Genomic DNA, 21,694 nt, shown 5'->3' with positions numbered 1-21,694 from the left:
TGATCCCGGGGTGCTGAAGATCCGGAAACGGCGAGAAATCAAGGATCTGATTTGACCCTTGATGAGATGTCGACCATGCTGGAAAAGGCCCATTTTGGGATTTATCGTGTCAAAATCGTGCTAAATCGAGTCAACTCGCAGGAATAATTCGCGGGATATTAGCGGAGAATAGTTGTTTCTTTCAGGCTGCTCCAACGCGAGATTTAGACACAGTGGACCGACACCCGAAAAGCAATTCGCAATCAATCACACTGCATGGCGATCGTTTACTCGAGAGGCGATGGCTCGGCAGATTCCGCCCGGATCTTATCCGCGGGATCTCACCAGTGAAGGAAGACCGCAATGAAGCAGACGGATCAATCAATCGGCGACCTCGTTGAGGAACTGCATTCAGTTCGTCACAGACGACCTAAGAAGTACTCACTTTCCGGTACGGATTACTGGGTATTCGGAATCGCCGGCGCTCTAGCGCTGGCCTTTATTATTTGGGGTTTCGCTAGCCCCGAAGGGCTGGGCAAGGCCTCCAGCGCGGCCCTTGACTGGGTTATCACCAACACTGGCTGGCTTTTTGTCATTGCTGCCGCGGTTTTCGCGGTCTTCGCCATCGTCGTAGCGGCCAAGAACTTTGGACGCATCCCGCTGGGCAAGGACGGCGAGACGCCAAAGTTCTCCACGGTCTCGTGGATCTCGATGATGTTCGCAACCGGCATGGGCATCGGCTTGGTCTTCTACGGCGTGGGCGAGCCGCTGTACTTCTACATGTCGCCTCCTCCGGGAACGGTGGAAGGTTCCACCAGTGATGCATTGAGCACCGCTATGGGCACCACGCTCTTCCACTGGACCTTATTCCCATGGGCCATGTACGCCATCGTTGGCTTGGGCATGGCGTACGGCAGCTTCCGGCTGGGACGCCCCCAGCTGTTCTCAGCCATGTTCAGCTCGATCTTCGGCGACCGGGCCATCCATGGTTGGGGCGGGCGCACCATCAATATCCTGGCCATCATCGCCACCCTCTTCGGTTCGGCTTGTTCGCTGGGTCTGGGCGCATTGCAGATTGGCGGCGGCATCCAGGCCACCGGGATGATGGAGAAGGTCGGTTCCGGCGTTCTGGTTATCATCATTGGCATTCTGACCGCATTGTTTGTCGCTTCTGCCGTTTCCGGTATCGAGCGCGGTATCCAGTGGTTGTCCAACACCAACATGGTATTGGCACTGATCATCGCATTGATCGTTTTCATTGGCGGCCCAACTCTGTTCATCCTGAACGTCATTCCCGATGCCATTGGCGCTTTCATCGGCGACTTGCCAGAGATGGCCTCGCGTACGGCCGCCGGCGACGGTGCAATGTCTGATTGGCTGTCCTCGTGGACTGTCTTCTACTGGGCATGGTGGATCTCCTGGAGCCCATTCGTCGGCTTGTTCATCGCCCGCATTTCCCGTGGCCGCACTATTCGCCAGTTCGTTACCGGCGTGCTGCTTGTTCCATCCAGTGTCACCCTGATTTGGTTCGCAATCTTCGGCGGCGGCGCCATCGGTATTCAGGAACGCGCTGAACGCGCCGGGGAAACCGGGGAAAAGCTGGCCAGCATTGTTGATGGCGCACCAGACATCAACTTCGATTTGATCCTCTTCGACATGCTTGGCAGCCTCCCGCTGTCGGGCTGGATGGCTACCGTGCTGATGGTCGTCACCGTGCTGCTGATTGCGATCTTCTTCGTGACCGGCGCAGACTCGGCCTCGATCGTGATGGGTGCGCTCAGCGAACGCGGCGCTGAAGAGCCATCCAAGAAGGCCGTGATCTTCTGGGGCGTGGCCACCGGCGCTGTGGCCGCGGTGATGCTGCTGGCTGGCGGCGATCATCCGGCGGAGGCATTGACCGGGCTGAAGAACATCACTATTGTTTCGGCGCTGCCATTCGTGATTGTGATGCTCCTGCTCTGCGTGGCATTGTGGAAGGACCTGAGCAAGGATCCGCTGGTGCTTCGCGGCAAGGTGGCTCGAAAGGTCCTGGAGCAGTCCGTGGGCCAGGCGGTTGACCGCCATGAGGGTGGCCAGTTCAGCTTGATGACCACCGAAATCCCTTTGGTCAGGGCCGAGGGAAGGGCCTCCGAAGTGAAGCTTTTCGCCACCGAAGCCACCGCTGACCCGGTGCAGGACGGCAAGGGCAGCGCGGCCGATGGCCAGAGCCAGAAGCCAACGGCCGGGGATTCCTAACCGGCAAATCAAATGAAGCTTCTTCCCCAGCCGGGGAAGAAGCTTCATTTGTTTAACCCCAAGGGGCTTGGGAGCAGCGATTAGCCGCGCGCGCGGCAGATCGCGTTGATCTCCGGAATGCACGGCTCATTCTGCAGGCTCGTTGTGTCGCCGAGCGTGGTGCCCTCGAACAGCTGGGTGAGCAGGCGGCGCATGATCTTGCCCGAACGGGTCTTGGGCACATCTGGAACCAAGACGATTTCCCGCGGCTTGGCAATCGGGCCGATCTGCACCGCGACGGTATCACGGAGTTCAGCAATGAACTCGGCCTGCCGTGCAACGAGCTGCTCGTCAGGCGACTCGGCAACCAGGGTCTTGTCCAGCGGTACCACGAAGGCGGTTGCAGCGTGTCCGGTCTTGGAATCCGGGGTGGGGCAAACGCCGGCTTCCACCACGCCGGGGTGGGTGACCAATGCCGATTCGATTTCAATGGTGGAAAGCCGGTGGCCGGAAATATTGATCACGTCATCGGTGCGGCCCAGGATGTAGATATCGCCGTCCTCATCGAAGCGGGCACCGTCGCCAGCCAAGAACCAGCCTTGCTCTACGTATTGTTCCCAGTAGCTGGTGTAGTAGCGCGTCGGGTTGCCCCATACGGTACGGGCCATCGACGGGCCAGTGCGCGTAATGACAATATTGCCCTGCTGGTTGGCCGGCACGCTCAGGCCGCCATCGTCGACAATGTCCACCGAGATGCCCGGCAGCGCGCGTGCGGCGCAGCCTGGCTTGAAATGTCCATCGGTCGGCAGGGGGGAAAGCACGGTCGCGCCGGATTCGGACTGCCACCAGGTGTCAACCATCGGCAGTCCTGCTTCGCTGTCCCGGCCGATCTGCTGGCGGAACCATTTCCATGCCTCGGGATTGACGGCTTCACCCACAGTGCCGCCGATCTTCACCGAGGACAGATCGTATTGAGCGGGGATGCCGTCCGGGAACCAGCCCATCAACGAGCGGACCAAGGTGGGAGCGGTGTAGTAGCTGGTGACCTTGTAGCGTTCAATGACCTCGAAGTGGCGGCCCGGGTGCGGGGCGTTGGGGACGCCCTCGTAGATTACCTGGGTGACGCCATTGGCCAACGGGCCGTAGATCTCGTAGGTATGCGCGGTGACCCAGGCGAGGTCGGCGGTGCACCAGTGCACGTCCTTGGCGCGCTGGGATTCGTCCGGGTTGGCGAACAGCAGGTTGTAGCTGGCAGCCGCCTGCGTCAGGTACCCGCCGGTGGTGTGCACCAAGCCCTTCGGCTGGCCGGTGGTTCCCGAGGTGTACATGATGAACAGCGGTGTTTCCGCATCGAATGCCTGCGCGTGGTGCTCGGTGGACTGGGTATCAACCACCTCATGCCACCAGATGTCGCGGCCTTCGGTCCACGGGATTTCGTCGCCGGTGCGGCGGATAACCAGGACCTTTTCGATTTCGTTCTCGCCGGCAACGGCCGCATCGGCATTGCCTTTGACCGGAACCGAAGTGCCGCGGCGGAACTGGCCGTCGGTGGTGACCAGGACCTTTGCCTTGGTGTCCTCCACACGGAACCTTAGCGCTTCGGCGGAGAACCCGCCGAAGACCAGCGAGTGGATGGCGCCGATGCGGGCGCAAGCCAAGGTGATGACAATTGTTTCAATGAGCACCGGCAGGTAAATGACCACGCGGTCGCCCTTCACCACACCCAGGGATTCCAAGGCGTTGGCTGCCTGGGAGACCCGCTCCTGCAGATTCTTGTAGGTGACGGCTACCCGGTCTCCGGGCTCGCCTTCGAAATACAGTGCGACCTTCTGGCCGCGTCCCGCAGCTACATGGCGGTCGGCGCAGTTCACTGCGGCGTTCAGCTTGCCGCCGAGGTACCAAGAAATTTCCGGTCCGCGCTTGGCATCCGGATCGGCCGGAATGATGCGGCTGGTGGTGTGCCACGGGGTGTCCCAATCCAAGAGGTTCGCCGCTTCGTCCCAGAATTCCTGGCGTGCTGCCTCTGAAACTTGAGTTGAGGTTGTTGCCAATTCGGTGGTCATCGCAAACTTTCTTTGGTGAGGGGTAGCTTTGTCAACGGGTACTAGCTGGTCCGGTTTCAGGTCCAGCGCTTGATAGCCCAGCGTTCTGCTATCGACAGCAGGGCATCGGTGATCTTTCCAAAGACGGCCAGCAGCACGATGGTCATGATTAGGCGGTCCAATCGGCCGTTGTTCTGCGAGTCGGTGAGCAAGAAGCCAAGGCCCATTGACGCGCCGAGGAGTTCGGCTGCGACCAGGAAGAGCCAAGCTTGGGCTAGTGCCAAACGCAGGCCGGAGAAGATCGAAGGGACCACTGCGGGCAGCTGGACGGTGCGCAGCAGCTTCAATCCCTTCAACCCGAAGGCGCGGGCTGCTTCGACCAGGTGGGCATCGACATGGCGCAACGCCAAGGCGACGGTGGTAAAGACCGGGAAGAAGGCACCAATGATCACGAGTGTGACCTTGGAATCTTCACCCATTTTCATCCAGAGCACCAGCAGCGGAACCCAAGCCAAGGAAGGGACTGCACGCAGGGCGCTGATGCTCAGTCCCAGAAATGCATCTGCCAATTTGGACAGCCCGACAAGCGCACCCAGCGCCAAGCCCAGCAATGATCCGAAGGCGAAACCGAGAAGAACACGCTGAGTGGAGATGCCGATGTGCTTTCCGAGTTCGCCATCCTGGAAGAGCTCAATGGCAGCAGAAACCACTGAACCCGGAGTTGGCAGTGTCCACGGAGCAACGATTCCGGTAACGGTGACAAATTGCCACACAGCCAGGGTGGTCAGCGGCAAGACCAGCGCAAGCAGCCATTTCGGGGCACGCAGGATCGTTGCGGCCATGCTGGCCTTCTGCTTGGCAGGTGTTTGGCTTCCGCGGGTTCCAGCCACGTTAGTGGGGCTCATGGCTGGTTACTCTCCGGAGATCTTTGTTGCGTCTGTCTTGACGGCAAACTGGTCATCGATGAGGCTCTCCAGAGCTTCATCAACGGATTCCTGCTCCGAGACATCGCCGCTAGCGACCAGCGTGGGAGCAATCTTGCTCAGGACTCCAGTGAATTTGGCGTCGGGAACTGCCGGAACGTCCAGATTGGAGCGTTCCTCAATCACGGTGGCAGCAACTCCTGGTTCGAGCCCTGCTACGTCGGCCAGGATTTCTGCGGTTTCCTCGGGATTGTCAGCTGCCCAGCCACGAGCCTTTTCGTAGGCATCGACAACGAGCTGGGCGAGTTCGGGGCTCTGCTCGATGAAGTCTTCGCGAGCGTTCAGCGCACCGTAGGTGTTGAAATCCAAGTTCCGGTAAACCAGTTGCGCGCCGTCTTTTTCGGCAGCGGCCATGATCGGATCCAAACCGCTCCAGGCATCAACCGAGCCGTTGGCCAGGGCGGTACGTCCATCGGCATGCTGGAGGTTCTGCAGCTTGATGTCAGCTTCACTCAAGCCCGCGGATTCCAGCGCCTGCAGCAGGAAGAAGTATGGATCGGTGCCCTTCGTAGCGGCCACGGTCTTGCCCGCCAGATCTTCAACGGACTCGATTTTCGAGTCCCTATCCACTACCAGGGCCGCCCATTCCGGCTGCGAATACAGTGCGATGGTCTTGATGGGTGCACCGTTCGAACGGTTCAGGAGCGCAGCGGAACCGGCTGTGGAACCAACATCGATTGCGTCGGCGCGAAGAGCTTCATTGGCCTTGTTGGAACCTGCGGACTGGATCCATTCGACATTTACGCCCTGCTCCTTGGCGGCTGCTTCCAACCATCCCTTTTCCTTGAGTACCAGGCTCAGCGGGTTGTAAGTGGCAAAGTCGATGGACAGGGTCTGACCATCCGAGGAGGCTGTAGCGTTTTCGCCAGCACAGCCGGTCAGGGCAACTGCGCCAACGATCAAGGCGGCGGCGGACAATGCAGTGCGGCGGGTGAGACGGTTCAAAAGCATGGAGAATCCTAGAATTGTGCGTGCAAGCGGTGTAGGTGAAAAGGCAAAGGGGACGAATGGTTCGGGACCCACGGCGTGGCCGGGACTAATGGTTGGTTGGGTCGACGCCGAGCAGGCGCAATAGGTGCAGGCGATCTGCAACGAACTTTTCATCGGTATGCCGGCGTGGATGCCCAGCTGAGATGGACAGATCTTCGATGACGCCCGCTGCACTATGCCCAGCGCCTCGCCCCAGAACAATCACGCGGTCAGCCAGAGTCAACGCCTCGTCCACATCATGGGTCACCATGAGAACGGTGGTGGGGAACGATGCGTGAATCGAGAGCAGCAGATCCTGCATCTTCAAGCGTGTCAGCGCATCGAGGGCGCCAAAGGGTTCATCAAGAAGCAATACACCCGGGCGCCGAGCCAGCGCGCGAGCCAGCGAAACCCGCTGCGCCATGCCTCCGGAGATCTCGCGTGGGCGCAAGCTGGCTGCATGGCTCAGACCGGTCAGCTCGATCAACTCCTCGATCAGCGCGTTGCCGGAGCGCTTATCGGTTTCCGGTGCCAGGCCCAGTGCAATGTTCTGGCGAACCGAGCGCCATGGCAGCAGCCGGGGCTCCTGGAAAGCAACGGCGCATAACTCGTTGATGCCGGTGACCTCGCGGGTGCCGGTGCGGATGGTGCCGGTGGTGGGGTGGTCCAAGCCCGATACTGAACGCAGCAGCGTGGATTTTCCGCAACCGCTGGCTCCAAGAATGGCCACGACTTGACCTGCCGGAATTTGCAGGTTGATATCGGCCAGGACGGTGCGGCTTTCCATCTTGGTGGTGAAGGTCCGCGACACGTTGCTGAACTGCACGTCCAGGGCGCTTGAAGCTGAGACAACGGGAGCTGCCTCGGGCGCTGCAAAGGAAAGAGTCATGTTCATCTCCATCGGTCCTGGCGGTAGCACCGGCCTGCAGAGCAAAACTCCAAAGGTGGTTGCTGCGGCGTCAACGAGCCAGATCTCTAGGCCGCTCGGGATGGTTACGTGTCCATTACAACGAGTCGAACGATTTGAACGCAAATCTCGCGTAATATGAAAAAATCTTCGACAACTACGTCACATTGCCCAGAAATTTCGTTATTTATTTTATTGCAGGCCGGTTTGCTCGACATTAAGCAAAACTTTGCAACTCATCTTCGGCAGGACACGGAATAGGCTGTGAAATTTGAAGATGGGCACTGCCGGCACTGGGACGAAATGTGACTTCGCGGGTTGGAATCACCGGTTTATTACCGTTACAAATGAATTACGACCCATCCAGAGCGGCTGAGAGATCTGGCTCCACGACGCCGCAGCAACCACCCCAATAGCGGGACGGTGCTACCGCCAGGACCGATGGAAAGAATTGAGAACCCTGATGCCTATTGGTGAATCGCACAATGCCCTCGGACTGGACTTCAACCAGCTCAGTGACCCTTCGCAGGCCACCGCAATGGACCTGGACAAGTTTGAAGAACAGTTGCCGACTAGGCAATTGCTGAAAATCACCCCCGGACCAAGTGCGGATGAGCAATACGACCGGCTGGCCGAAATCTTCCGTCCCGTTTTTGCGCAGATCGCCGCAACCGCCAAGGACCGCGACTTGAACCGCGTGCTTCCTTTCGAGCAGGTAGGCCTGCTGAATCGCGAGCGCTTCGGTGCGTTGCGCCTTTCCGTTGCCGACGGGGGCTATGGTGCACGGCTGGTGGATGTCTTCCGCTTGCTCATCGAGCTTTCCGAGGCGGACTCCCACGTAGGCCAGCTGTGGCGCGCGCATATCGCATTCGTTGAGAATGTCTTGGTGCTGGACGACGAAGAACTGCGCAAGAAGTGGGTCGCTCGCATCGCTGCCGGGCAGATTATCGGCAACGCCTACACCGAACGCGGTGGCAACGCCCTGGGCACCTTGAACACCAAGGCCAGCGTCTTGGATGGACGCTGGGTGATCGACGGTGAAAAGTACTACTGCACCGGCACCATTTTTGCCGACTGGACCACCGTTGCGGTGGCCCACCCGGAGCTCGCCGGCCGCCAGATCGCCGTGGTCTCCACCCAGCGCAGCGGCGTCAAGATCCTCGACGACTGGGATGGGTTCGGCCAGGGCCTCACCGGAACCGGCACCACCGAATTCCACCAGGTCCCGGTGGATTGCTTCATGCCGCAGCAGACCAATGACTCCGAAGCGGCGATCTTCCAGCTGGTGCTCATGGCCGTGCAGGCGGGCATCGCCCGCGCCGCACTGAACGACCTGCGTCACGCGGTGCAGGCGCGCACCCGCATCTTCACCACTGGAACCGGGGTGCCGGTATACCAGGAACCCCAGGTCCTCCAGCTGGTGGGCGAAGTTTCCGCGGAGTCCTTCGCTGCCGACTCCGTGGTGATCGGCGCAGTCCTTGAAGTTGAAGCCGCCTTGGGCGATCCGGGACTGAACGACGAGGAACGCTACGCAGTATGCGAGCTGGCCGCCAACCGCGCGCAAACCGTGGTGCAGCCACTGGCCATCGGCGTGACCAGCAAGCTCTTCGACGCACTGGGCGCCTCTTCCACCAGAAGCGGCTGCAACCTGGACCGGCACTGGCGCAATGCGCGCACCATCGCCACGCATAACCCGGCGATCTACAAGGCGCGCATCGTCGGGGACTACGAGATCAATGGGGTCCAGCCGCAACGGCTGTCCGTCACCGGCGAGGATTCGACCCAGCGGGCCTGAGGGCCTGCGACGCACACCAGCAACTTTCCACGATTACCAACCTATGGGGGCAAAGCCATGAGCGAGAACAAGCGCGAGATCCTATTCAACGCATTCGACATGAACTGCGTGGTGCACCAGTCGCCGGGCCTGTGGCGCCATCCGCAGGACAAGGCCTCGACCTACAAGACCCTGGGCTACTGGACCCACCTGGCCAAGGTGCTGGAAAAGGGGAAGTTCGACGGGCTGTTCCTTGCCGACGTGCTGGGCACCTACGACGTGTACAAGGGCACCAACGTGACCCCGCTGGGCTCCGGCGCGCAGGCGCCGGTCAACGACCCGATGATGCTGGTTTCCGCCATGGCCGCTGTGACCGAGAACCTCGGCTTCGGCGTCACCGCAGGTACCGCCTATGAGCACCCGTACGCTTTCGCCCGCCGCTTGGCCACCCTGGACCACCTGACCAACGGCCGCGTGGGCTGGAATGTCGTCACCGGCTACCTGCCATCGGCGGCCCGCAATATGGGCCAGGAAGACCAGATGGAGCACGACGAGCGCTACAACCACGCCGATGAGTACCTCGAGGTGGTCTACAAGCTGCTCGAAGGCTCGTGGGAAGACGACGCGGTGCAGAACAACAAGGCCACCGGCGTCTACACCGACCCGGCCAAGGTGCACCCGATCGAGCACGAAGGCAAGTACTTCAAGGTTCCGGGCATCGCCATCACCGAGCCGTCCACCCAGCGCACCCCGGTGATCTACCAGGCCGGCGCCTCCAAGCGCGGCACCGAGTTCGCCGCAACGAACGCCGAAGCGATCTTCGTCAATTGCCCCACCCGCGACCTGCTGAAGGAAGCGGTCAGCAAGATCCGTGACGCTGCCGAGGCCGCCGGGCGTGGCCGCTACGACATCAAGGTCTTCGCCATGCAGACCATCATTACCGCCGAAACCACCGAACTTGCCCAGGCGAAGTTCCAGGACTACAGCTCCTACGTGGATATCGAGGGATCGCTCGCACTGCTGTCGGGCTGGACCGGCATCGACATGTCCGTCTACGGCCCCGACGATGTCATCGGCGACGACGTGAAGTCCAACGCCATCCAGTCCTCGGTGGAAACCTTCAAGAAGGCCAGCGGCGATACCGGCAAGCCGTGGACCATCCGCCAGCTGGCCGAATGGATCGGCGTGGGCGGATTCGGCCCGGTCTCCGTCGGTTCCGGCGCCGAGGTAGCCGAGAAGCTCATCGACTGGGTGGACTACACCGATGTTGATGGCTTCAACCTCGCCTATGCCGTCACACCGGGCACCTTCGAGGACATCGTCGAGTACGTGGTTCCCGAGCTGCAGGCGCGCGGGGTCTACAAGACCGAATACACCGAGGGCTCGCTGCGCCACAAGATGTTCGGCGCCGGCGACCGCGTGAAGGACACCCACCGCGCAGCCCGGTACAAGATCTCCAACCGGATGGCCGCGCAGGCCTAGGCGCATCGCCTGCTAGCGCAGCAGACGGCGGCCCCCGGCACCTTCGAATGAAGTTGCCGGGGGCCGTCGTCTGCCTGCGGGCCTATTCGGTTGGCTGCAGCACCATGGCTGAACCGCCGCCGCGCCTCGTGGGCTCGGCCGCGGCGGTGAGTGTGCCGTCGGCAGCGATTTCCACCGCTTCAACCGCCCCGATTTCCGCCTGCGGAGTGAAGGAATCCCCAGCTGGCGCGAGCTTGTGCCCGAAGGCTTCGAGCGCCGAACCATGGGCTTGGATGAACTCCGGTTCCGCGGTGACCACTGCCGTATTGCGCTGGGAAGCACGTGGAGCGGCGATGGCTTCGCTGATATCCATGCCCAGATCAATGCGGTTCACCAGGGTCTGCAGCACCGTGGTGATGATGGTTGAACCACCGGGGGAGCCGATGGCCAGCACCGGCTCGCCGTCCTGCAGGACAATGGTCGGAGCCATCGAGGAACGCGGGCGCTTGCCAGGTTCAATGCGGTTCGGATCCTGCGGGTCGTACACCGTGGAGAAATCGGTCAGCTCGTTGTTCAGCAGGAAACCGCGATCGGGGACCACCATGCCCGAGCCGCCGGTCTGCTCGATGGTCAACGTGTAGGAAACGGCATTGCCCCAACGGTCCACGACCGACAGATGGGTGGTGGAGATGTTCTCCGTATCCTGCTCCACTACCGGTTCGCTGGTAGCCGCAGGGCATTGGCCATCATAGTTTTCAAGGTCGCCCGGAGCGACCGGCTTCGTTGCGGCCTGATCCGGATCAATGGCGCAGGCACGATCCGCGCCGAATAACTTGTCCGTCAAGGTCCGGGTCGGGACGCTGGTGAACGCGGGGTCGCCGACGTACTTGCCGCGATCAGCGTAGGCGAGCGCAGTTGCCTCGAAATAATGATGCAAGGCATCGGGTTCTTCCATGGCTGGCAAATCGAATTCGCCCAGAATGTTCAGAGATTCGCCGATGGTCGTTCCGCCACTGGAAGAAGGAGCCATGCCGAAGACGTCGTAGCCCCGGTAGTCCACCTTTGTCGGTGCCTGCTCCACCACTTCGTAGCCGGCCAGGTCGGCGGTGCCCAGCTGCCCTGCGGGAACCGGGAGGGTGGTGTCTTCGCTCTTTGGCGGCGCCTGTACCGTTTGGGCGATGTCGGCAGCCAGTTCGCCCTCATAGAATCCATCAATGCCTTGCTTTGCCAGCATCCGGTAGGTGTGTGCGAGATCCGGATTCTTGAAAATGCTCCCGACTTCCGGAGCATCTCCGCCGGGCAGGAACAATTCGCTCGTGGAGGTGAACGCGGCGAACCGTTCCTTGTTGTCCAGGGTCTGCTCGCGGAACGTCTCGTCGATGACAAAGCCGCGTGAAGCGATCTGGGTTGCCGGCCGCAGAACCTGTTTCAGGTTCTGCGAACCCCAATTATCCAGTGCGCGCTGCCAGGTGGCCACTGTCCCGGGCACGCCTACGGCCACACCACTGGTGACCAGTTCCGGGGTGAAGTTATACGGCTCGCCGGTTTCAGGATCGATGAATGCATCATGCGCAATGCCTGCCGGTGCGGTTTCGCGGCCGTCGATGGTGCTGACCTTGCCCGACTTCGCATCGTAGTGCATGAAGTATCCGCCGCCGCCAATGCCTGCGCTATAGGGTTCGGTGACGCCCAGTGCCGCCGCGGTTGCCACAGCCGCATCGACAGCGTTGCCTCCCTTGCGCAGGATTTCGATGCCGGCAGCGGTGGCTTCCGGATCGACCGACGAGACTGCGCCTCCAGTGCCGATGGCGGTCGGGTCCTTCTGGGTGTGCCGTGGTTCGGCGCTCGCCGGAAGCGCTGAGAAAGCTCCCAGGCCCAAGGCGATGGCTGCCGCGCAGGCAACTGATCTTAAACGTACTCGTGGCATGCTTTGATCTCCTCTGCAGGTGGGGATGAAGTATGCGCAAATTTACGGGAGCGGGAACTCGCCGCGCGGTTGTGACACGCAGCACCATGGGTTTGCGCGGCAATTTCGGCATTGCCGCGCGAATATTCCGGGTTGTGACGCGTTAAAGCGGCGGGCAGGCACCGCGGCCTCGATCGCCGCCAATGCCTGCCCGCTGGAACCCTAGTGCACCTGGGCTACTTGTCCAGGTTGTCCTTGATGACTTTGCCCAAGGAAGCCGGGGCGCGGCCGATCAGCTGAGCCAGCTCCCCGGAGTCCACTTCCAGCGCTCCTTCTCGAATGCGCATGTCGGTATCGACGAGGATGTGCGCGAACGGTCCGGGGACGCCGGCATCAGCGTAGATCTTTTCCAGTTGCCCTGGATCCATTTCCTGGTAGGCGATGTCCTGGCCGGCGGCAGCGCCAACCGCGCCAGCAAGCTGGGCGAGGGTGAATGGCTTATCGCTGCCCAGCTCGTAGATCCTGCCGTTCTGGTCCTCCTCGGAAAGCAGCACGGCCGCAGCGGCATCCGCATAGTCTGCACGGGCGGCAGCGCTGATCTTGCCATCGCCGGCGGCACCGAGCACCGTGCCGCTGTTGAGGTAGCCCATCAGCTGGTCGGTGTAGTTCTCGATGTACCATCCATTGCGCAACAGCACGTAGTCGATGCCGGATCCGGCCAGCAGCCGTTCGGTGGCGATGTGCTCGTCGGCGAGCTTCATGCCGCCGGACAGGGCGTTGGCAATTGAGGTGTAGGCGATCAGCGAGACATCCACGTGCTTGGCCGCGTTGATGACGTTCTCATGCTGGGCAACGCGCTGGCCCACCTCGCTGGCCGAAATCAGCAGCAGCTTGTCTATGCCTTCGAGTGCGGACACGAGAGTTGGCTGGGCGTTGTAATCGGCAACGCGGGTTTCCAGGCCTTTGCCTGCCAGTGGTTCCAGCTTCTGCTCGGAGCGGCCAATGGCGACCAGATCAGCGGCATTCGCCCCGCGCGCAAGCAGCGCGTCGATGACTAGATTTCCAAGCTGTCCGGTGGCACCGGTAATTGCGATCTTCATGGGGTCCTCTCGTTGGTCTGCATCTGCTACAACCGGCGAGGACGTGAGGTAATTCCCGGAACCATCGAATGGGAATGCCGATTAAGCAAGGATTCGCATGGATCTGTCCACAGTTGGCGTCACAAAGCGTTTTATGTCCGGCGCATTGCATTTTATGACGCGCAGCATGACGTGTATCGGCTGTTTCAGGACGCGTTCTGCGACTTCATGACCCCTGCTTACGTAACGCTTGTCTGCTGAATTCAGGGGTTGCAGACTTGAACTGTTCGGCCGGTACAGCCGGACACCCCATCCAGAGCGACCGAGAGACCTGGCTCGTTGAAGTCGCAGCAACCACCCGTAAACGGGAGCGGTGCTAAGGCCAGGACCGATGGAGATTGCTAAATTTCTCAACGGTCTGCCGGAAGAAACTCGCCGTGGGTAGTCCCGGAATCAAGGCAGAACGTACAGGGAATCTATGCGTAATCCTCGGGGCACCAACCGAGAGGACATCTGTAACCATGCGTACAGCACATTTTGGCCTGAAGGCCACTGCAATCCTTGCCGTTCTGGGCTTGTCACTCACTGCATGCGGAAACAACGCCAATACTACTGGCGCCGCTGAAGCAGCAGCCGATCCAGGGGAACCAGTAGAAGGCGGTACCTTCACTTTTGCTGAAGTTACCCCCATCAACAATTGGCAGACTCAGGCAGCGCGTTTCTATGAGAAGGCCAACGTACTGAATTCCGTCCTTGATCGCCTGACCTACTACGACGTGGAAGCTGGCAAGCTGGTTGGCTGGATCGCCAGCGGATTCGAAGCCAACGATGCCAAGACCGAGTTCACGTTCACCATTCGCGACGGAGTCACCTTCTCAGACGGATCCAAACTGGATGCCAAAGCCGTGAAACTGAACCTGGACGCGCTGGGTCAGGGCATCAAGGAAGCTCAGATTGCACCGAACGTTGACTTTGCCGCCTACAAGTCGGCAGAGGTCGTTGGGGACAACAAGGTCAAGGTCACGCTCAAGCGTCCGGATGCCAATTTCCTTCGGGCGACTTCTTCAGTAACTGCTGGATTGGTGTCCCCGAAAACCCTTGAACTGGATAACGCCGCGCAGTCCTCGATCTCCAAGATTGTTGGTTCCGGACCGTTTGTCTTTGAATCGGAAAAGCCTGATGAAGAAGTGGTTTTCACCAGCCGCGATGACTACGCTTGGGCACCAGAATCTGCCTCTAACCAGGGCGATGCATACCTGGATACCTTGGTTATCAAATACCTTCCTGAGGTAGCTAGCCGTGCCGGGGCAGTTCAGTCCGCGCAGGTAGATCTCGTCCGAGGCTTGCAACCGGTGGATGAACAAGTGCTGGGTACCAACGGTGGCAAGGTGTTAGCTGCTGAAGGCGTAGACCTGACCACCAACCACGCAGCAGTACGTGTTGGCTCGGGAAAGCTTGAAGACGTCAAAGTCCGCCAAGCGCTGCAGATTGCAATCGACCGCCAGGCCATTAAGGAAACCGTTCTCTCGGATAGCTACGTCATCTCCGGATCGATCCTGAACCATAAGGCTCCAGGTTTCGTAGACCTATCTTCCGAACTGGCGTACAACCCAGAAAAGGCCAAGCAATTATTGGATGAAGCCGGTTGGAAGCCGGGCGCGGATGGCATTCGCGAGAAGGACGGAAAGAAACTGGAAGTAACGGTCTCCACCTCCAATAACTCCGTGGTCATCAAGCCAGCGTTCGAACTGATTGAACAGCAATGGCGAGAGATTGGCGTCCAGCTGGTCAACCGCGCGGCGGACAATACTTTCCTGACCAACGCGCTTGTCGACGACAAAGTGGAGTTCTTCGGCACCCGCCAGTTCGCATACGGCGGACTGGGCCCGGTCTACGCAACTGCGAACAACAATCAGACACTTCGCGCCGATCCTGAACTGAACAAGCTTTTCGCCGAAGAGCAGTCAGCAACCACCGAAGAAGAGCACCTGAAGTTGGTGGAAGAAGAACAGCGTACCCTGGTGCTTGACCAAGCCTTGACCTTGATTCTTTGGGACGAAGTTCAGGTCTATGGGGCCAATAACTCCGCCAACGTTGAATTCACTTCCGGTACCGCACCAATCTTCCAAGGTGCTTGGAAGAACGACGGCTAGGAACCGAGCTCATGGGCATTTACATCGCAAAACGATTGGGACAGGCAATATTGGTCATTTGGCTGGCCTACACGGCGGTTTTCATCGCTGTGCAGGCCTTGCCGAATGACCCGGTCACGATCTTCCTGAGCACTGACTCAGCCGCGGATCCGGCCACCATTGCACAGATGAAGGCGTACTACGGATACGACCAGCCGGTCTTCGTGCAGTACTTCACGCAGCTGCTGGGATTGCTTCGCGGAGATCTCGGATATTCCTTGTCCAGCGGTTCGGAAGTAGCGAATCGAATCGGTGAAGTAGCTGGATCCACCCTGATTCTGGCTGGCAGCGCATTCGTTTTGTCGGTGGTATTCGCCCTGATCATCGCCTCAGCGGCGAGCCTGTCCAAGGGCGAAAAACTGCGCAAGACGCTGCTGAATCTGCCACCGCTAATGGTGTCCATTCCTGTTTTCTGGTTGGGCCTGGTGCTCCTGCAGCTGCTGGCAGTGCAGCTCGGAGTGATGTCACTGTTCCCGGACGGCTCATTCATGTCGCTGGCAGTGCCTATCTTCGTACTCGCCGTGCACCTGAGCGCTCCGATCGCCCAGGTGCTAATCAAAAGCGTGCAGGAAGTTAATAGGCAGCCATTCATCGACGTGCTGAGAGCCAAAGGCGCCAGCGAAGCGTGGATCTTCTACAGGCACACCTTGAAGAACGCGGCCCCTGCCGCACTAGCCATTGCGGGTATCACCATTGGCGCTCTGCTTGCTGGTTCGGTTATCACGGAGACGGTGTTTTCGCGTGCAGGATTAGGCCAGCTGATCTTGCAGTCAGTTACCGCGCAGGATATCCCATTGGTCCAAGGACTGGTGCTTCTGACAGCCATTGTCTTCACGGGGGTCAACTTGCTGGTAGATCTCATCCACCCTCAGATTGATCCGCGAATCGTCGCTTCGACAAGCAGGTCAACCCGCTCGCTGGTTGCATAAGGAAAGAAGGACTAATGACTCTCTTGACCAAGCACATTGGATCAGTGGCCAATGAAGATCAGCGCCAAGTTCCAACCAGCACTGTAACCAGTCAACGTAATCCAGCAGTACGCTGGTTAGCTGCCTGGTGGGTTCTCATTCCGCTGTTCTTATTTGCGGCGTGGGCTTTCTTCCCTTCGTTCTTTACTGGACAAGACCCAATTACGGGTGTGCCGGCTGACAAACTGCTAGCGCCAAATGCGGAGCACCTGTTCGGAACAGATCATCTGGGGCGTGACGTATACAGCCGAGTTGTCTACGGAACTCACCAGACACTGCTGACCGCCGGTCTGGCTTGCTTGGTTGGAAGCGTAGTGGGTTCGGTCCTCGGACTGCTGGCGGCGACCGCCGGACGGTTCGCAGACACCGTTGCAATGCGCTTTGTCGATGTTGTCCTGGCAGTTCCTGCCTTCCTGATCGCGCTGATTCTGGTTACCGCAACTGAACCGGGACCGCTGTCCTTGGGCCTAGGTGTGGGTATCGCTTCGATCGCGGCATTCGCTCGCCTCGTGCGCACTGAAGTGCTCAGGGTCCGATCACGCGATTTCGTGCAGGCGGCCTTGATGAGCGGCGGCAAATACTTCACTGTGCTACGTCGCCACATCATCCCGCACATCATCGGTCCGGTTCTCTCCTTGCTGGCTGTAGATCTGGGTGCTGCGATTCTTGCAATTTCCGGTTTGGGGTTCCTGGGCTTCGGCTCGCCACCGCCGACCCCTGAATGGGGACTGCTGATTTCCGAAGGACGCCAGTATCTTTCGGTGGCATGGTGGCTGACCACTTTGCCGGGATTGGTTATCGTGGCGGCGGTAATGCTGACAGCAGTACTGGGACGTGCCATCAACAAGGCATTCCGCTTCTAGCCCTACTCTTTGATGAACGGACAAGACCATGAACGCAACGAACGACGCTTCTTCAGCAGCGATCCGCATTGAAGATCTAACGGTCCAGTACGACCAGGGCACAGTAGCTGCTGACAATATCAATTTGGAAGTCCCCGCGGGGCAGATCATTGCCATTGTTGGTGAATCCGGCTCGGGCAAATCCACCCTGGCCAAGACACTCATCGGTTTATTGCCGCAAAGCGCGAAGGTCAAGGGAAGCGTGCGTTTCGGCGGTACAGAAGTCACTAATCTTTCCATGGCCGATTGGCGTGCGATTCGTGGCGCAGGCATTGGATTAGTTCCACAGGATCCTGGTGCTTCTCTGGATCCGGTGAAGACCATTGGCTCTCAGATCATTGAAGTCTTCCGTTTGCATCCGTCACGTTCAGTTCCCAAGGCGCAATGGCGTTCCAAGGCAATTGAGCTGATGGAGAGCGTTGATATCGACCGTGCGGAAAGCCGACTGGACCAATACCCGCACGAACTCTCTGGTGGCCTGAAGCAGCGCGTGCTGATTGCGATTGCCTTTGCCTTGAACCCTCAGCTGCTCATCGCTGATGAACCAACCAGCGCCTTGGACGTCACCGTGCAACGCACGGTATTGGAAGTTTTCGTGTCACTGGCACGCCAGAGGGGAACCACAGTCCTCTTTGTCACCCATGATCTTGCTGTTGCGACTGACATTGCGGACCGCGTACTGGTGATGAATTCTGGCCGGATCCTGGAGGACCGCAGCGTTCCAGCGTTGGTAGCGCAAAGCACCGAACCATATACCAAGGCACTGCTCGATCAGGCCTATGCGCATCAGGATCGACAGCAACCTTCAGACTCGGAGGATATGGCAATCACTGTGGATGGCCTCAGCAAGGTCTTCGGCAAAGGCCGCGACGAACACCAAGTTCTTTCCAACGTCAGTTTTGAAGTGCAGCGAGGCACCACGTTCTCGCTGGTCGGCGAATCGGGTTCAGGAAAATCCACTACAGCCAAAATCATCATGGGAATGCACCCAGCCACCGAAGGTTCGGTGTTGGTCAACGGAAAAGAAGTTGCCGGCATCAGCGGCAAGCAGCGCTATGATCTGTGGCGGGAAGCGCAATTGGTCTACCAGAACCCTGACTCGGCACTTGACCCCCGCCAGGCAATCGGCTCGATCATCGCTGAGCCAATGGTCAACTACCGCCTGGGTGATAGCGCTTGGCGTGCGAAGCGTACAGCGCAGCTGATGGAACAAGTGAACCTTCCTGAACAGCTGGTTGGCAGACGTCCGGGTGAACTTTCCGGAGGCCAGCGCCAGCGGGTAGCTATAGCCCGTGCTCTAGCTAGCGGCGCAAAAGTTCTGGTTCTTGATGAAGCATTGAGTGCATTGGATGTACTGACCCAGGAACAGATCCTTGAATTGCTCGACCAGCTGCAACGTGAAGAGCAACTGACCTATCTGTTCATCTCCCACGACCTGCATGTAGTGGAACGGATTAGTCACCGCGTCGGCGTGATGTGCCGAGGGCAAATCGTCGAGTCGGGCACTGTCGAAGAGGTCTACTCCAACCCCCAGCATGAGTACACCAGAACGCTGCTTGCGGCGAATCCCGGCAACGTACTTCGCGAACTGGCCGGCACGCGCAGCGCCTAGCCATTCCAAACCATTTCCCAGATCATAAAGGAGCAACCATGAGCGCTGAAGCCTTGGCAATTTTCCGCCCTTCGTCCCAGCAGCATACCGAAGCGGCTTACCAGGAACTGCTGGCACACTTCAACGAAGTGTTCACCCGTGTCGCGCAGGGCGCTACCGAACGCGAGCAGCAGCGCATCCTGCCTTTCGAGCAGGTGCAGTGGCTCAAGGATGCCGGTTTCACCACGCTGCGTGTGCCAGAAAGCCATGGCGGTTCGCCTATCAGCCACGAGCATCTGTTCCGCTTGCTGATCGAGCTGGCCGCGGCGGACTCGAATGTAGCGCACCTGCTGCGCAGCCACTTCTCCTTCGTCGAAACCATCTCCCTGCAGCCGGCAGAGTTCCAGGACCGCTGGTTCCCGCGGGTGCTTGCCGGGGAAATCTTCGGCAACGCTGCGACCGAGCGTGGCGGCAATGCCCTTGGCACCACCAATACCAAGCTGGTCCAGACCGGGCAAGGCTGGGTGCTGCGCGGCGAGAAGTACTACACCACTGGCTCGATCTTCGCCGATTGGGTAGTGGTCATGGCGACCACCGACGGGATTGAGGGGCGCCAATACGCCATCGTCGATCGCCATGCCGAGGGCGTGGAGATCCTTGACGACTGGGATGGCTTCGGCCAGCCGCTGACCGGTACCGGCACCGCGATATTCACTGACGTTGCGGTGGAAGAAGCCAATATCATTCAGCGCAAGATAGCTTCCACCCTCGAACCTGCCTTCTTCCAGCTGTGCCTGCTCGCCGTACTGGCAGGTATCGGCAAGGGGGCCCGCAATGCCGCAGCAGGCATCGTTGCCAACCGCACGCGAACCTTCAACACCGGCTCCGGCGCGCTGTTCAAGGATGACGCGCAGATCCAGGAACTTGTCGGCCGTTTGGCGGCCAATGTCTTCGCTGCAGAGAGCATCGTGGTCACCGCAGCCCGGGAACTGGATTCGGCGCTCGACGAGGATCTGGGCTTGGACCCGCAAGCGGCCTACCTGCGCGCAGAGCTTGCCGTCCAGCAAGCCCACGTGGCCACGCCGAAGCTGGTCCTGGACGCCACCAGCGAGCTCTTCGACGTCACCGGGGCCTCGGCGATTTCGACCTCCAAGTCGCTGGACCGCTTCTGGCGCAATGCCCGCACGGTGGCCACCCACAATCCGGTGGCCTTCAAGGCACGCTCGGTGGGGGACTACTTCATCAACGGCAGCATTCCTACTGGTTTGAACTCGATCGGCGAAGCAAAGGCAGGAAAATAATCATGGGTACTTTCAACGAACGCCCGCGCTTGCTGCTTTCGGCCTTCTTGATGAACACCTCCAGCCATATCCTTGGCGGAATGTGGCGCCACCCCGAAGCGCAGCAGCATCGGTTCCATGAACTGGGCCTATGGGTTGACCTGGCCAAGAAGCTGGAAGAGGCAAAGTTCGATTCGCTGTTCTTCGCTGACGTGGTTGGCCTTTACGGCGAGCATGAGGGTGGTTGGGCATCGCACGTACGAAAGGGACTGCAGGTCCCCAGCCATGATCCGCTGGTCCTGCTTTCGGCATTGGCCGCCAGCACCAAGGACATCGGCCTGGCGATGACCAGCTCGGTCATCCAATCCCATCCATTCCAGTTTGCCCGGCAGATCTCCACCCTGGATCACCTCTCGCAGGGGCGTGTGGCCTGGAATATCGTCACCAGCGTACTGGAAAATGCGCACCGCAATTTCGGCGGGAAAGAACTGGTCGGGCATGATGACCGCTACGGTTGGGCCGAAGAATACGTCGACGCCGCCTACAAGCTGTGGGAGGGCTCCTGGGAAGAGGACGCCTTGCTGGCCGACAAGATTTCCGGAATCTACGCAGATCCGGCCAAGGTCAACAAAATCAACCACCGCGGCGACTACTACTCCATTGACGGTCCGCACCTGGCACTGCCAAGTGCCCAGCGCACCCCGTTCCTTTTCCAGGCTGGTTCGTCGGCACGCGGTTCGCAGTTCGCGGCCACTCACGCCGAGGCGACCTTCCTCTTTGCCCCGCACGCACAGTACGTGGCGAAGAAGAATGCCCAGCTGATCGAGCACCTGGCTGCTGCCGGACGCGGCCGCGATGACATCAAGGTCTTTGCCGGCTTGTCCTTCCTCGTCGGTTCCACGGAAGCTGAAGCCAAGGCATTGGAAGCCGAATACGACGAGTACCTGGACTTGGACGCCATCATCGCGCATATCGGCGGCGGTATCGGAGTGGATCTGGGCGGACTGGACCTGGATACCCCGATCGGCCAGATCCAGACCGAGGGCGCGCAGGGAGTACTTGAAGCAGCCCGGGCTTCGGTGCCCGGCGGCAATCCGACCCTGCGCGACTTGGCCTACTACCGCGCCAAGGCACAGCAGATTTCGGGGACCCCGGAACAAATTGTCGATGAGCTCGAACGCTGGCAGGATGCTGGTATCGATGGCCTGAACGTGATGAATCATGTTCTTCCCGGCTCCTACGACAACTTCATTGACGGAGTGCTGCCCGAACTGCGCCGCCGTGGCCTGGCCCAAAGTGGATATGCCGAGGGCAGCCTGCGCCAAAAGGTCTTTGGCCGTGGCGATTACCTGCCCGCGCATCATCCGGCGGCTAAGCACCGCGGGGCGTTCTCGCAGAACAGCGCGGCAGCCACTGGGAAAGCGGTTCAGCTGCAGCAGTGAATTCC

The 21,694-nt window shown here is 59.8% G+C and carries 15 protein-coding genes and 3 riboswitches; of the genes, 9 read left to right on the top strand and 6 right to left on the bottom strand.

Features of this window, described 5'->3' with window-relative positions:
* The first annotated feature begins 342 nt into the window (after nt 1-342).
* Nucleotides 343-2,214, top strand: coding sequence for a BCCT family transporter (locus ACFVHU_RS11870; RefSeq protein ID WP_133834313.1), 1,872 nt, complete (start codon nt 343-345; stop codon nt 2,212-2,214).
* 80 nt (nt 2,215-2,294) lie between these two features.
* On the opposite strand, the gene acs is transcribed toward ACFVHU_RS11870, so the two are convergent.
* The 4 genes from acs to ACFVHU_RS11850 all read right to left on the bottom strand — a co-directional run bounded on the left by acs (nt 2,295) and on the right by ACFVHU_RS11850 (nt 7,076).
* On the bottom strand, nt 2,295-4,256 hold the full coding sequence (gene acs, locus ACFVHU_RS11865) for an acetate--CoA ligase (RefSeq protein WP_388024593.1): 1,962 nt from the start codon (nt 4,254-4,256) through the stop codon (nt 2,295-2,297).
* A 56-nt stretch (nt 4,257-4,312) separates the two neighbouring features.
* Nucleotides 4,313-5,077, bottom strand: coding sequence for an ABC transporter permease (locus tag ACFVHU_RS11860; RefSeq protein WP_388024657.1), 765 nt, complete (start codon nt 5,075-5,077; stop codon nt 4,313-4,315).
* A 69-nt stretch (nt 5,078-5,146) separates the two neighbouring features.
* Nucleotides 5,147-6,169 carry an aliphatic sulfonate ABC transporter substrate-binding protein gene (locus ACFVHU_RS11855; protein ID WP_388024592.1) on the bottom strand — a complete coding sequence of 341 codons (1,023 nt, stop codon included), beginning with the start codon at nt 6,167-6,169 and terminating at the stop codon, nt 5,147-5,149.
* A gap of 85 nt (nt 6,170-6,254) precedes the next feature.
* Nucleotides 6,255-7,076, bottom strand: a complete 822-nt coding sequence (locus tag ACFVHU_RS11850) for an ABC transporter ATP-binding protein (protein WP_388024591.1) — start codon at nt 7,074-7,076, stop codon at nt 6,255-6,257.
* Nucleotides 7,077-7,081: 5 nt separating this feature from the next.
* Nucleotides 7,082-7,183: riboswitch (SAM riboswitch) on the bottom strand.
* A 267-nt stretch (nt 7,184-7,450) separates the two neighbouring features.
* A riboswitch (SAM riboswitch) is annotated at nt 7,451-7,542 on the top strand.
* Nucleotides 7,543-7,557: 15 nt separating this feature from the next.
* Between ACFVHU_RS11850 and ACFVHU_RS11845 the strand changes: the two genes are divergently transcribed.
* Together ACFVHU_RS11845 and ACFVHU_RS11840 are read left to right on the top strand one after the other, a co-directional pair.
* Nucleotides 7,558-8,889 carry an acyl-CoA dehydrogenase gene (locus ACFVHU_RS11845; protein ID WP_388024589.1) on the top strand — a complete coding sequence of 444 codons (1,332 nt, stop codon included), beginning with the start codon at nt 7,558-7,560 and terminating at the stop codon, nt 8,887-8,889.
* A gap of 57 nt (nt 8,890-8,946) precedes the next feature.
* A complete protein-coding gene (locus ACFVHU_RS11840; RefSeq protein ID WP_388024588.1) occupies nt 8,947-10,350 on the top strand; it encodes an LLM class flavin-dependent oxidoreductase in 1,404 nt (467 codons plus the stop codon).
* 82 nt (nt 10,351-10,432) lie between these two features.
* Here the strand turns inward: ACFVHU_RS11840 and ggt are convergent, their stop codons facing one another.
* The gene (ggt, locus tag ACFVHU_RS11835; protein ID WP_388024586.1) at nt 10,433-12,256 is read right to left on the bottom strand and encodes a gamma-glutamyltransferase; all 1,824 of its coding nucleotides are present in this window, start codon (nt 12,254-12,256) and stop codon (nt 10,433-10,435) included.
* Between the two features lie 215 nt (nt 12,257-12,471).
* Nucleotides 12,472-13,335 (bottom strand): NAD(P)H-binding protein, encoded by an 864-nt coding sequence (locus ACFVHU_RS11830; protein WP_133834320.1) that lies wholly within the window; start codon nt 13,333-13,335, stop codon nt 12,472-12,474.
* 285 nt (nt 13,336-13,620) lie between these two features.
* Nucleotides 13,621-13,712, top strand: a riboswitch (SAM riboswitch).
* A gap of 123 nt (nt 13,713-13,835) precedes the next feature.
* On the opposite strand from ACFVHU_RS11830, the gene ACFVHU_RS11825 reads away from it, so the two are divergent.
* From ACFVHU_RS11825 to ACFVHU_RS11800, 6 genes are read left to right on the top strand one after another with little or no spacing between them, the layout of a single operon-like run.
* The gene (locus tag ACFVHU_RS11825) at nt 13,836-15,467 is read left to right on the top strand and encodes an ABC transporter substrate-binding protein (protein WP_388024584.1); all 1,632 of its coding nucleotides are present in this window, start codon (nt 13,836-13,838) and stop codon (nt 15,465-15,467) included.
* A gap of 11 nt (nt 15,468-15,478) precedes the next feature.
* Nucleotides 15,479-16,435 carry an ABC transporter permease gene (locus ACFVHU_RS11820; RefSeq protein ID WP_133834321.1) on the top strand — a complete coding sequence of 319 codons (957 nt, stop codon included), beginning with the start codon at nt 15,479-15,481 and terminating at the stop codon, nt 16,433-16,435.
* 14 nt (nt 16,436-16,449) lie between these two features.
* Nucleotides 16,450-17,337, top strand: coding sequence for an ABC transporter permease (locus ACFVHU_RS11815; protein WP_133834322.1), 888 nt, complete (start codon nt 16,450-16,452; stop codon nt 17,335-17,337).
* A gap of 28 nt (nt 17,338-17,365) precedes the next feature.
* Nucleotides 17,366-18,988: an ABC transporter ATP-binding protein gene (locus ACFVHU_RS11810; RefSeq protein WP_133834323.1), complete on the top strand. Its 1,623-nt coding sequence runs from the start codon at nt 17,366-17,368 to the stop codon at nt 18,986-18,988.
* A gap of 38 nt (nt 18,989-19,026) precedes the next feature.
* The gene (locus tag ACFVHU_RS11805) at nt 19,027-20,268 is read left to right on the top strand and encodes an acyl-CoA dehydrogenase family protein (protein ID WP_388024581.1); all 1,242 of its coding nucleotides are present in this window, start codon (nt 19,027-19,029) and stop codon (nt 20,266-20,268) included.
* A 2-nt stretch (nt 20,269-20,270) separates the two neighbouring features.
* Nucleotides 20,271-21,689 (top strand): NtaA/DmoA family FMN-dependent monooxygenase, encoded by a 1,419-nt coding sequence (locus ACFVHU_RS11800; RefSeq protein WP_105657963.1) that lies wholly within the window; start codon nt 20,271-20,273, stop codon nt 21,687-21,689.
* Nucleotides 21,690-21,694: the final 5 nt, after the last annotated feature.

Origin of the sequence: Glutamicibacter sp. NPDC127525 (assembly GCF_042672105.1) — a bacterium.
Taxonomy (GTDB): Bacteria; Actinomycetota; Actinomycetes; order Actinomycetales; family Micrococcaceae; genus Glutamicibacter.
The sequence above is the reverse complement of the archived record's forward strand: the minus strand, read 5'-3'. Positions and strand labels throughout refer to the sequence as shown.